This is a genomic window from Ruegeria sp. AM9 (genome assembly GCF_056540565.1).
In genome coordinates, this window is record NZ_JBQFWY010000001.1 from 600,230 (window position 1) to 611,664 (window position 11,435).

The window sequence follows — 11,435 nt, forward strand, 5'->3', positions numbered from 1 at the left end:
TCGGGGATCAAGTCTTATCCCTTACTAAGCCACGGAGCGTTTTGATAAAAGTGGGATCGCGACGGTTTGGGAACCGGAAAGCGGCAGAATTGTCTCAGGCGTCCAACAGGGCGCGGGCGGCAGCGCGGGCCTCATCCGTGATGGTATCGCCTGCCACCATGCGGGCGATTTCGTCCACACGGTCGGGATCGGCCAGCGGGATCACGGTGGACAATGTCTGCCCATTGGCGACCTGTTTCTGCACCCGCCAGTGATGCGCCGCGCGGGCCGCAACCTGTGGCGAGTGCGTCACCACCAGCACCTGCCCGCCTTGCGCCAAAGACGCCAGACGGCGCCCCACCGCATCGGCCGTCGCCCCGCCGACACCGCGGTCGATTTCATCAAAAATCATCGTCCGGGCGCTGTCGTCGCCGGTAAGACAGACCTTGAGCGCCAACAGGAATCGGCTGAGTTCACCGCCCGAGGCGATCTTGTTAAGCGGCCCGGACGGTACGCCGGGGTTGGTGGCGACGGTAAAGGCCACCGCGTCGGTGCCTTCAGGGCCGGGATCAGCGGCAGTGATTTCGGTCTGAAACACCGCGCGTTCCATTTTCAACGGTGCGAGTTCCGCCATCACCGCAGCGTCCAACTGCCCGGCAGCCTGCTGCCGCGTGGCGCGGAGCGTGGCGGCGGCGCTGTCATAAGCGGCCTGAGCGGCCTCAACCGCGGCCCGTTGATCCGCCAGATCCGCATCTCCCGCGTCCAGCCGGTTCAACCGGTCACGCAGAGTATCAGCAAACGCCCCCAGATCGTCCGGGGCCACATCATGCTTCCGCGCCAGCGCGCGGATGGCGAACAGGCGCTCTTCAGCGGCTTCAAGCTCGGCCGGGTTGAAATCCAGCGCCTGAAGGCAAGAATTCACGCCGTCCTGCGCCTCACCCAATTCGATCAGGGCGCGGCCAAGCGCGGCGATGGGCTCCTCAAGCTGCCCGCCTGCGTTGTCGGACACGCCTTCCAACCAGCGGACTGCGTCGGACATGGCCCCTTCGGCCCCGTCCCCGCCCAGCAGGTCAAAAGCGCGGGCGACATCGTCACGAATGCGTTCGGCCCCCTGCATCATCCGGCGACGGGCGTCCAGTTCGGCATCCTCACCCGGCTGCGGGTCCAGCTTGTCCAGTTCCGCAACGGCGTGACGCAGGAATTCCTCTTCGGCGCGCATGGCGGCGAGGGACGCCTCGGTCTCTGCCAGAGCCTTACGCATACGCGACATCTCGGTCCACGCCGCACGCACAACGGCGAGGCGCGCCCCCACCCCGGCATAGTCATCCAGCATGGTCCGGTGCCCGCGCGGGTTCAGCAACCCGCGATCATCATGCTGGCCGTGCAGCTCGATCAAAGTCTCGGACAGCGCCCGCAGCACCTCGCCGGAACACCTCCGGTCATTGACCCAAGCGGTCTTGCGCCCCTCGGCCGTATTTACCCGACGCAGGATCAGTTCCTCGCCGCCGGGCAGGCCAGCTTCGGCCAGAACCGCATGGGCGGCGTGATCGGGGCCAAGTTGGAACTCGGCGACCACCTCACCCTGAGCCGCCCCCTGACGGACCAGTTCGGCCCGTCCGCGCCACCCCAGCACGAAACCCAAAGAATCCAGCAGGATCGATTTGCCCGCACCAGTCTCCCCCGTCAACGCATTCAGGCCCGGCTGAAACGTCAGTTCCAGCCGGTCAATGATCAGCATGTCGCGGATATCAAGGGCGCGCAGCATCGGGTCTCAGCGTCCCACGCCTGTAGCCATGACGATTACAACCACTCACCTTTGATCGTCTGGCGGTAGATCTGGCTGAGCCAGTTGTTGCCGCGGCTCTTCAACTCCAACCCGCGCGAGGTCAGCAGCTTGTAGCCCACATCGTACCACTCGGACGACTGATAGTTGTAACCCAGAATTGCACCGGCCGACTGTGCCTCGTCCACCAGACCCAGCGACAGATACGCTTCGATCAGACGATATAGTGCCTCGGCAGTGTGGGTGGTGGTCTGGAAATCCTCGACCACGACGCGGAACCGGTTGATGGCCGCCGTATAGTGATCCTGACGCAGGTAATAACGCCCGATCTCCATTTCCTTGCCAGCAAGGTGGTCAAAGGCCAGATCGAATTTCAGAACCGCCGAAGTCGCGTATTCACTGTCAGGATAAACCTCGATCACCGTCCGCAACGATTGCAGCGCCTGGAACGTCAGGCCCTGATCGCGACCGACCTCGTCGATCTGGTCATAGTAGCTGAGCGCCAGAAGATACTGTGCGTAAGCTGCGTCTTCGTCCGTCGGGTAGAAGTCGATATAGCGCTGCGCGGCGGCGCGGCTTTCTTCGTAATTCTTGTCCGTATGGAACGAAAACGCCTGCATAATCAGCGCGCGTTTTGCCCAATCGGAATAAGGATACAGGCGCTCCACTTCCGAAAAATACCACGCCGCATCATCCGAGCGATTCTGCGACAGCTCATATTCGCCACGCGTGAAAATCTGTTCCGGCGTAAAGCCTTCCAGGTTCTGATTGCGGTCTGCGCCGGTGTCGCCGCAAGCCGTCAAAACTGCTGCCAGAAGTATCGCGCCCGCGATTCTGACTGCCGCTTTGGTGCCAACCATTCCGCCTATCCTTGTCGTATTGCTTATCGGGGTAAGCCCCGGATTGGGCTTCGGTTTAGCACATATAATTCCGGGGCAAAACGCCTTAGTACGCCCGCTGGCGGAATTGTCGACCGAGGTGAATTAATCAGGCAACTTCGGGGATTTCGTCCCAGACAAGGCCCTGCCCCGGCAGGCGCGCGGCCTGTTCCGGGGTGCACAGCACCGGGCGCACCGCGCCGGGTGTTTCGAACAGTTTGCGCAACAGTGTGTTGGTCATGGCATGGCCGGATTTATCACCGGTGAAATGGCCCAGAATCGGACCGCCCGCCAGATAGAGGTCACCCAGAGCGTCCAGCATCTTGTGACGCACCGCCTCATCCGCGTGGCGGAACCCGCCCGGGGTCAGCACTTCGTCACCCTGTACGACAACGGCGTTTTCCAGCGTTCCACCCAAGGCAAGGCCATTTTCACGCATCGCTTCAACATCGGTACGACGGCAGAAGGTGCGGCAATCGCTGAGCTCACGCGCGAACGAACCGTTGCGCATGTCCAGCCGCTTGGCCTGGCTGCCAATCGCGCCGTCTTCGAAATCGATGTGGAAGTCGATAATCAGCCCGTCCGCCGGTGCAATCGAAGCGCTGGCGCCTTCGCGCGACGCGGTCACAGGTTTGAGAACTTCAAACGCCAGAACCGGGCTGGCCTGGCGGCGCACGCCCTTGGCCATGATGCCGCGCACGAAATCGATCGACGAGCCGTCCATGATCGGAACCTCGGGGCCATCAATCTCGATCAGCGCGTTATGCACGCCACATCCGGCCAGCGCGGCCATGATATGCTCGACAGTCGACACCGAGACGCTGGCCTCGTTCACCAGACGGGTGCAGAGCGGCGTCCGCTCGACCACGTCATAGATCGCGGGGATCAGCGCATTGCCCAGCTCGATATCCGTCCGTTTGAACCAGATGCCGTGACCGGCGGCTGCCGGTTTCAGGACCATCGTCGCAGGCTTGCCGCTGTGCAGCCCGACGCCTGTAAACGTGATCGGAGATTTGAGCGTATGTTGCAAGGTGAACCTCGGTGAGTGGTTTCCGGCCTTTTCGGTCCGTGTTGGACACTCAACTAAGGAAGGTCGCGTCAAGGCTCAACTCACTCTTTGCAACTGAATGAAACATGAATGTAACAGATCGGCAAAAGCCTGCTTACACATGGTCAAACTCATGTATTCAAAAAGAAAAGGGCCGCCAAATGGCGACCCTTTTTAGTTATTTTGTTACCGACTTCAGTTGGCCTGACGGCGCAGGAAGGCGGGGATTTCGATCCGGTCCTGCTCGGGGTCGGCCTCGTCATGCGCAGGTGCCGTAGCGTCAGCTTGGCGCATCGGAGGCTGCTGACGCACCGGTTGGGCCGGGGTATCTGCAGCATGACCGGTCATCCGGTCGATCAGGCGGTTAAAGCCAAACCGGGGACGGTCCTGCGCATCTGCCTGAGGCACCGGGGCTTGGGCCTGGGCCGGTTGCTGGGCCTGCGGACGGGGCGCGGGATGGCCACGTTCAGCTGCCGGGATGTTCTGAACTGCAGCCTGCAGACGCTGCAGCGCCTCGGGCGACGGTGTGCCTGCTGCGGCCTGAGGTTGCGGCGCAACAAAGCTCTCGGGCGCGGGTTCAACCGGTTCCGGGGTCGGCTCGAATTCGGCTACACGCGGCTGATAGGCCGGGGGCGGCAGGCCGTCATCGTCCTGCTCTGCGCGCGGCTGGAATTGCGGCTGAGCCGATTCCTCGGCAGTTTCGAACAGCGAAGGTTCGCGGTTCACTTCGGGCTGCGGCGCGGGCTCGGCCACTTCAGCCGCTGCAGCGGGGGTCTCTTCCTGCAGCGGCTCTTCTGCTGAAACGGTGCGGGTCAGCGGCGTCGACATGGACCGGCGCGCAACCGGTACGTCTTCGGTTTTCTCGCTGGCGTCGATGCCGGTGGCCACCACCGAAACACGCATACCGCCTTCCATTGCCGTATCCAGAGTCGAACCAACGATGATGTTGGCCTCGGGGTCCACTTCCTCGCGGATGCGGTTGGCGGCTTCGTCCAGTTCGAACAGGGTCAGATCGTGCGAACCGGTGATGTTGATCAGCACACCCTTGGCGCCCTTGAGGCTGATTTCGTCCAGCAGCGGGTTGGCAATTGCCTTCTCGGCCGCCTGAACCGCGCGATCCTCGCCGGTGGCCTCACCGGTACCCATCATCGCCTTGCCCATCTCGTCCATCACGGCGCGAACGTCGGCAAAGTCGAGGTTGATCAGGCCCGGACGAACCATCAGGTCGGTCACGCCCTTAACGCCCTGATACAGAACGTCATCTGCCATCGAGAACGCCTCGGTGAACGTGGTTTTCTCATTGGCCAGACGGAACAGGTTCTGGTTCGGGATGATGATCAGTGTGTCAACGACCTTTTGCAGCGATTCGACGCCGTCTTCGGCCTGACGCATCCGCTTGGCACCTTCGAACTGGAAGGGCTTGGTCACGACACCAACGGTCAGAACGCCCAACTCGCGGGCCGCCTGCGCGATGATCGGAGCCGCACCGGTACCGGTACCGCCGCCCATGCCGGCGGTGATAAAGCACATATGTGCGCCAGCCAGGTGATCTACGATCTGCTCGATGCTTTCTTCGGCGGCAGCGGCCCCCACGGCGGGCCGTGCACCGGCACCCAGACCTTCGGTGACCTTCACGCCCAACTGCACCCGCGCCGAGGACTGGCTTTGCTGTAGCGCCTGCGCGTCGGTGTTCGCGACCACGAAATCGACGCCGTCCAGCTGTTTTTCAATCATGTTATTGACAGCGTTGCCGCCTGCACCGCCAACGCCAAATACTGTAATCCGAGGCTTCAGTTCGTCGTGCCCGGGCATCGAAAGATTCAATGTCATGCTCTGTCCGCCTGTTTTATTGACCCGCCAAAGCGGTGTTTTTCTTACCTATCCGCTTACAATCCTATCGACCCAAACCGCAAAGGTCACGCCAAAAATCGTCAAATTCCACAAAATATGGAGGAAATAAGGCAGCCACCAGCGGTATTTCGCATTGAACGCCAGATGTTGCGGAATGAACTCAATCCACCACAAAGCAAGCAACACATGCGCCGCAGCCGACATGCACGTCACTTGGGGTTTCTACCGGTTTTCAAGATGCGGAAAACTGCTCAGGTCCTGCCGCGGGGCCTCTGACGGGCCTTGTGGATATCTTGCGGGATAAAACACCGGGCCGCAACCCATTTCTTTAGCTAATTGGGGCACTTGGGCAATTCAGGCCGTCCTCGGTGATGCTGCGCACCTCTTGAATTTCGCGGCGGCTGAAACTGGCCAGGCGCACCATCAGGCGGTCTTCGTGCAAAAAGGGCCACCAGCAAACCGGCACGCCATCCGGATCGTCATCGTACAAAAAGCAAATCTGGCCATTCGGCGTAGTAATTTGCCCATAAACGCAGCCCCGCCCCTCCATCCGCCAAACGGACAAAGTGGGGCTCAGGAATTCCTCGGTGCCCACCAGAAAGCCGCTGGGGTAGTCATGGAATGTGACTGTCTTGCCCTGCACTGCGGTCAGAAAAGCTTCGGGTGTGATCCGGGTCTGGGCCTGCGCAGCAAACGGGGCCAAAGCGACCAGCGCCGCAACCCCTGCCTGCTTACCAATTGTCACGGAACCAGCGCATCGCGCGTTTGAAGGGGCGCGCGGCATAGGTGTCGACCGGGATTTCAAAGTCCCACCATTCGTCCTGCGGATGCGCCGCAAACAGGCTGAGCCCCACGGCCGACGAGAACCCCGGCCCGGTCGCCGATTGCGGCAGGCCGTGAACGCGCAGTGGTCGGCCCAGACGGACGCGCTGGCCAAGAATCCGGGTCGCGAGGCCGTCCAGCCCCATGATCTGACTGCCGCCACCGGTCAGCACGATCTGCTGGCTGGGCATATGCTCGAACCCGGCGGCATCCAGGCGCACGCGCACCTCTTCGAGAATTTCTTCCACACGCGGGCGCATGATACCGATCAGCTCGGCCCGGCTGACGGTACGGCGGTCATGTTCCCAATCGCCGGTATCGCCACCAATGTCGATCAGATCGCGGTCATCGGCACCTGTTGCGTGAACACCGCCGTTGAAGGTCTTGATCCGCTCGGCCACCGCAGCCGGAACGCCCAGCCCCATCGAGATATCTGCGGTCACGTGATCCCCACCCATACGGACGCAATCGGCGTAGATCATGTGTTTCTTCATGAAGATCGACACGCTGGTCGTGCCGCCGCCCATATCGATACAAGCCGCGCCCAGCTCCTGCTCATCCTCAACCAGCGCAGAAATCCCGGACACGTAAGCCGAGTTTGCAATCCCCGCCAGTTCCAGATCACACCGTTTGATGCAGCGTACGATGTTCTGGATCGCGACCGCATCGACGGTCAGCATGTGCATATCGACCGCAAGGCTCTGCCCCATCTGCCCGCGCGGATCGATCAGGCCCGAGCGGTTGTCCAGTGCAAAATTCACCGGCTGGGCGTGCAGCACCTCGCGCCCGACCCCATAGTCCGGCACGTCGCAGGCATTCAGCACCCGGCCGACCTCGGCCTCGGAAACCACCTGACCTTCCAGATCGACCTGTGCATCCAGACCGTACGAACGCGGGTTCGCGCCCGAGAAGCTGGCAATCACGTGATCCACCCGGATATCCGCCATCTTCTGCGCTGCTTGCAATGCGGTACGAATGGCGCGCTCGGTTTCCTGCATGGCGGTGACTTCGCCAAACTGTACGCCGCGCGACCGCGTGGTCGCGGCACCGATCACCCGGAATCCGGTCTGACCAGCCAGTGATCCGATGCTGTTATCCTCGCTCAGCCGACCGGTGCCGTCGAACCGCAGCACAAGGCAGGCAATCTTGGAACTGCCAACATCCAGAATGGCGACAACACCGCGTTGCATCGCCTGTCTGCGCATCTGTCGCACGGCCCGTTGGGACTGATAAAGATCGGTCATCATGGTCGTTACTGCCCGTTACCCACTGTCACTTTTGTATTCCACCAGTCTTCGCTGGCGGCTTTGGTCATTCTGATGGTCGGACGCTGGCCCAGGCGCATGTCCACCACCGCAACATCGCGTTCCAAAAGGTCCTGCACTTCGTTCACCGCCAGCACGCGTTCAAGCGCACGCACAGGGCGTTCGGTCGGCAGCATGATGCGCTGGCCGCGATCCAGAACCAGGTCCCAGCGACGCTCGCCGATCCGCACCAGGCCACGCACCCGGGTGCCCAGACTGCGCGCGGTTGTCACCAGTTGCAGCGCTTCGCCCACATGCGCATCGGCCCCCTTGCCCGCGATCAGCGGCAGGTGAGAGTGATCCTTGCGCGACGCGATCCGCTCAACATGCGCGCCGGTTTCATCCAGCAATTCGATCCCGCTGCGTGTGCGCCAGACGATGACCGGCTTCCGTTCCACCACATCGACCTGCAGGATGCCGCCGGGGCGAACACGGACCGAGGCGGACTTGACCGGATCCAGCCCGGTGATCGTGTCCCGGATCTGCTCCACATCCAGATCCCAGGAACTCATCGGGAAATCCAGCGGCACAACCTCGCGGATATCTTCGGACAGGTTGGTTCCTGCGCCATCAATGGCCATCAGGTTGACCATGAATTCAGGGCGCTGCTGGATCGAGGTCTTGATGTCGTTGACATAGGCCACCACGGCCTCGCGCCGGTCTTCGGCGCTGAAGTACAGCCCGACGGCAGCGCAGACTGCCGCAATCGGCAGCCCGACCTTCAACCCGCGCCGAACGCCCGGCGTCAGCATCCAGCGCTGCAGGCGATAGCTCATCCGCGACGGCGCCGGATCGAACCGTTGTGATTTGCGCCCGAACAGCTTTGCACCGCGCAGGCGCAGTTTCGGCTCGGCCTCGTGGCGGTCACCCGACGCGAAATCGGCATCCGGCCCGGCCAGAGGTTTCGAGCGGTGGATCACCGGCGCGCGGGTGGCTCTCAGCGGTTGCATGAGGCGTCCTCCACCATCCACGCGCAGAGCTGGCCAAACGTCATACCGCGATACTCGGCTTGTTCCGGCACCAGCGAGGTCGGCGTCATGCCGGGCTGCGTATTGGTTTCCAGCAGGAACAGCCCTTCGGCGCCCTTGCTGTCATCCCAGCGGAAATCTGTGCGGGAAACGCCCTTGCACCCCAGCGCATCATGGGCGCGCAGCGCATAGTCCATACACAGATCAAAGATGTCCTGCGGGATATCAGCGGGCAGAACATGCCACGAGCCGCCGGGCTTGTACTTGGCGTCGTAATCGTACCATCCGCCATCGGTCATGATCTCGGTCACGGTCAGGGCGCGGTCGGCCATCACGGTCACGGTCAGTTCGCGGCCTGCGACGTACTTCTCGACCATGATTTGGTCGGGCATGTCCTCGGACAGTTTCGGCGGGCCGTTGGCGCCCTCATGCACGATATAGATGCCGACGCTGGAGCCTTCGTTGTTCGGCTTGGCCACGTAGGGCGGCTCCATCACGTGAACCTCGACCACCTCGACCTTGGGCACGATCACGCTGGGCACGATGGGCAGACCCTCGGTCTGGTAAATCTCTTTGCTGCGCTGCTTGTCCATCGCCAAAGCCGAGGCCAGCACGCCGGAATGCGTGTACGGAATGCGCATCCATTCCAGCAGACCCTGCACACAGCCATCCTCGCCCCAGCGGCCATGCAGAGCGTTGAAAACCACATCCGGCTTGATGTCCAAAAGGCGCGCATAGAGGTCGGGACCCGCGTCCAGCTCAACCACTTCAAAGCCTTCTCCCCGTAGGGCGGCTGCGCATTCGCGCCCGCTGCTGAGAGACACCTCGCGCTCCGCCGAGGGGCCGCCCATCAATACCGCCACTTTGGGGTTTGTCCTGCTCGACATACCCAATGTGCGCCTCAATGTCCCCGGACCTTATGTGGTGGTCCGTACTGCGTTTATGCCTTTGATCCGCCGCCTGAAATTGCCTGTTATGGTCTGACGGATGTGGCTTTATTCTTTCAGCGGATCACCGACCCGCATGATTTCCCACTCTAACGTTATGCCGCTTGTTTCGTAAACCTTTTTTCGCACCTCTTCCCCCAGACCCTCGAGGTCGGCGGCCGTGGCGGTGCCGGTATTGATCAGGAAATTTGAATGCTTCGGGCTCATCTGCGCGCCGCCCAACGTCGCGCCGCGCATCCCGGCATCGTCGATCACCTTCCACGCCTTGAGGTCATGCACATCATCCGCCCTGCCGGTCGACGAAAACCCGGCGGGGTTGCGAAAGGTCGACCCGGCGCTGCGGTCTTTGGTGGGCTGGGTCTCGTCACGCTTCTGCAATTGCGCCGTCATGCGGTCGTGCAACTCCTGCGGATCACCCGAGGGGCCTTCGAACGTGGCCGAAACCAGCACAGCGCCTTCCGGCAGATCGGATTGGCGGTAGCGGAAATTAAGGTCCTCTGGGGTCAGGTCCACCACCTCGCCCTGTCGCGTGACAATGGTGGCCTTGCGCAACACATCCGCTGTGTAGCTGCCATAGCAGCCTGCATTCATCCGCACTGCGCCACCGACCGAGCCGGGAATGGTGCGCAAAAAGGTCAGGTCCACACCCGCATCCGCCGCCTTGCGCGCCACATGAGCGTCCAGCGCGGCGGCCCCTGCGGTGACGGTGTTGCCATCGACCTCAATCCCGTTGAACCCGCGCCCCAGCCGGATCACCACAGCGCGCAGACCGCCATCGCGTACGATCAGGTTCGATCCAACGCCCATGGGGAAGACCGGAACCTCTGCAGGCAGGTCGCGTAGAAAACCTTGCAGGTCTTCAATATCGGCGGGCTGAAACAGGTAATCCGCCGGACCGCCGACACGCAGCCAGGTCAGGTCGTTCAACGGTCGGGCCTGCGTCAGACGCCCCCGGACGTCAGTCGGATTGATCATGTGTTTGCCCGTGCCGCCAGGCTGCGCCCTCCGACGCCGCCCATTATGACCGCCAAAAGGAACGGCAGGACCGCTCCGGTCAACCAGATGAAGGGGCCAAAGGCCTGTTCCTCTTCGCCGGTGTTGACGCCTGCCAGCATCACGATCAGACCCAGCGAGACGGCAGCGGTCAGCCCGATCAGCCACAGCAGCCCCTTGAGGCCAATCCAGCGCCCGGCAACAAAGCCCGCCGCGGCCCCGAGGACCAGCGCGATCAGCGGCAAATAAGCGAATGTGGCGACGTCGACCATGGCGAAGACTCCTGAATGCGGTCGTTACTTGTTGGCCGCCTTCATGCCCTGCATTTTCGCCTTTGTCCAACGGGTCAGGTAAATTATCGGCCAGCGCAGCACCGACATGCCCATCGCCAGAACCAGCAACCCGATCCACGGGCCGTTCTGCAAGGTGACATAGCCCAATATCGGGATACCGACCGCAATCAGGATATAGGCGCGCGTCCAGTGATTGTCGTTGCTGGGAAGCATCGCCAACACGTTCGCGGCAATCCCCCACAATGCGGCAAGAGCGATGGACCAGTTCATTCCTGCACCTCCCTGCCCGTCCAGCGGCGCCAGTAATACCGGATCGGGTTGCGGAACATGGAGGCAAAACCGGCGAACGCCAGTACCGAGAGGTGCCAGCCGTAATCATGGCCCAACCAGACAATCAGCACGGGTGCAGAGATAAGCAGCACGATGCCCGGAGGAAATTGCAATCGCATCGGCAGCATGGCCACGGCTGTCGCAGCCACGACCCATAGGGATGCGAACACAACTGAATACACCTGTTGACCCTCCGAGGACGTTGCGACGCTACACTTTAAAGTTGCGTCTCCCGAAAG

13 protein-coding genes are annotated in these 11,435 nt (G+C 62.0%); all 13 read right to left on the reverse strand.

The window, feature by feature from the left end; translation table 11 throughout:
• Nucleotides 1-94: 94 nt before the first annotated feature.
• Complete coding sequence (gene recN / locus ACR0DO_RS03015; RefSeq protein WP_480556648.1) at nucleotides 95-1,744, reverse strand: DNA repair protein RecN; 1,650 nt, start codon at nucleotides 1,742-1,744, stop codon at nucleotides 95-97.
• Between the two features lie 35 nt (nucleotides 1,745-1,779).
• Nucleotides 1,780-2,622 (reverse strand): outer membrane protein assembly factor BamD, encoded by an 843-nt coding sequence (locus ACR0DO_RS03020; protein WP_480556650.1) that lies wholly within the window; start codon nucleotides 2,620-2,622, stop codon nucleotides 1,780-1,782.
• Between the two features lie 127 nt (nucleotides 2,623-2,749).
• Complete coding sequence (lpxC, locus tag ACR0DO_RS03025; protein ID WP_170441210.1) at nucleotides 2,750-3,670, reverse strand: UDP-3-O-acyl-N-acetylglucosamine deacetylase; 921 nt, start codon at nucleotides 3,668-3,670, stop codon at nucleotides 2,750-2,752.
• A gap of 213 nt (nucleotides 3,671-3,883) precedes the next feature.
• Nucleotides 3,884-5,518 (reverse strand): cell division protein FtsZ, encoded by a 1,635-nt coding sequence (gene ftsZ, locus ACR0DO_RS03030; RefSeq protein ID WP_480556652.1) that lies wholly within the window; start codon nucleotides 5,516-5,518, stop codon nucleotides 3,884-3,886.
• Between the two features lie 48 nt (nucleotides 5,519-5,566).
• A complete protein-coding gene (locus ACR0DO_RS03035; RefSeq protein ID WP_480556654.1) occupies nucleotides 5,567-5,743 on the reverse strand; it encodes a hypothetical protein in 177 nt (58 codons plus the stop codon).
• A gap of 124 nt (nucleotides 5,744-5,867) precedes the next feature.
• Nucleotides 5,868-6,284, reverse strand: coding sequence for a hypothetical protein (locus ACR0DO_RS03040; RefSeq protein WP_480556656.1), 417 nt, complete (start codon nucleotides 6,282-6,284; stop codon nucleotides 5,868-5,870).
• Nucleotides 6,271-7,605 carry a cell division protein FtsA gene (ftsA, locus tag ACR0DO_RS03045; RefSeq protein WP_480556658.1) on the reverse strand — a complete coding sequence of 445 codons (1,335 nt, stop codon included), beginning with the start codon at nucleotides 7,603-7,605 and terminating at the stop codon, nucleotides 6,271-6,273. Before ftsA ends, ACR0DO_RS03040 begins: the two co-directional genes overlap by 14 nt.
• An 8-nt stretch (nucleotides 7,606-7,613) precedes the next feature.
• A complete protein-coding gene (locus ACR0DO_RS03050) occupies nucleotides 7,614-8,615 on the reverse strand; it encodes a cell division protein FtsQ/DivIB (protein WP_480556660.1) in 1,002 nt (333 codons plus the stop codon).
• A complete protein-coding gene (locus ACR0DO_RS03055; protein ID WP_480556662.1) occupies nucleotides 8,603-9,520 on the reverse strand; it encodes a D-alanine--D-alanine ligase in 918 nt (305 codons plus the stop codon). The genes ACR0DO_RS03050 and ACR0DO_RS03055 overlap by 13 nt, the downstream gene beginning before the upstream one ends.
• A gap of 108 nt (nucleotides 9,521-9,628) precedes the next feature.
• Nucleotides 9,629-10,555, reverse strand: a complete 927-nt coding sequence (murB, locus tag ACR0DO_RS03060) for a UDP-N-acetylmuramate dehydrogenase (protein WP_480556664.1) — start codon at nucleotides 10,553-10,555, stop codon at nucleotides 9,629-9,631.
• Nucleotides 10,552-10,845, reverse strand: coding sequence for a hypothetical protein (locus ACR0DO_RS03065; RefSeq protein WP_421599343.1), 294 nt, complete (start codon nucleotides 10,843-10,845; stop codon nucleotides 10,552-10,554). Before ACR0DO_RS03065 ends, murB begins: the two co-directional genes overlap by 4 nt.
• 24 nt (nucleotides 10,846-10,869) lie before the next feature.
• Complete coding sequence (locus ACR0DO_RS03070) at nucleotides 10,870-11,136, reverse strand: DUF2484 family protein (RefSeq protein WP_480556666.1); 267 nt, start codon at nucleotides 11,134-11,136, stop codon at nucleotides 10,870-10,872.
• The gene (locus tag ACR0DO_RS03075; protein WP_480556668.1) at nucleotides 11,133-11,378 is read right to left on the reverse strand and encodes a DUF2484 family protein; all 246 of its coding nucleotides are present in this window, start codon (nucleotides 11,376-11,378) and stop codon (nucleotides 11,133-11,135) included. Before ACR0DO_RS03075 ends, ACR0DO_RS03070 begins: the two co-directional genes overlap by 4 nt.
• Between the last annotated feature and the right edge of the window lie 57 nt (nucleotides 11,379-11,435).

Bases quoted from the DNA above. Each gene is read 5' to 3' on its own strand.
- recN (WP_480556648.1), bottom strand. From the start codon at position 1,744: ATGCTGCGCGCCCTTGATATCCGCGACATGCTGATCATTGACCGGCTG.
- ACR0DO_RS03020 (WP_480556650.1), bottom strand. From the start codon at position 2,622: ATGGTTGGCACCAAAGCGGCAGTCAGAATCGCGGGCGCGATACTTCTG.
- ftsZ (WP_480556652.1), bottom strand. From the start codon at position 5,518: ATGACATTGAATCTTTCGATGCCCGGGCACGACGAACTGAAGCCTCGG.
- ACR0DO_RS03035 (WP_480556654.1), bottom strand. From the start codon at position 5,743: ATGTCGGCTGCGGCGCATGTGTTGCTTGCTTTGTGGTGGATTGAGTTC.
- ftsA (WP_480556658.1), bottom strand. From the start codon at position 7,605: ATGACCGATCTTTATCAGTCCCAACGGGCCGTGCGACAGATGCGCAGA.
- ACR0DO_RS03050 (WP_480556660.1), bottom strand. From the start codon at position 8,615: ATGCAACCGCTGAGAGCCACCCGCGCGCCGGTGATCCACCGCTCGAAA.
- ACR0DO_RS03055 (WP_480556662.1), bottom strand. From the start codon at position 9,520: ATGTCGAGCAGGACAAACCCCAAAGTGGCGGTATTGATGGGCGGCCCC.
- murB (WP_480556664.1), bottom strand. From the start codon at position 10,555: ATGATCAATCCGACTGACGTCCGGGGGCGTCTGACGCAGGCCCGACCG.
- ACR0DO_RS03065 (WP_421599343.1), bottom strand. From the start codon at position 10,845: ATGGTCGACGTCGCCACATTCGCTTATTTGCCGCTGATCGCGCTGGTC.
- ACR0DO_RS03070 (WP_480556666.1), bottom strand. From the start codon at position 11,136: ATGAACTGGTCCATCGCTCTTGCCGCATTGTGGGGGATTGCCGCGAAC.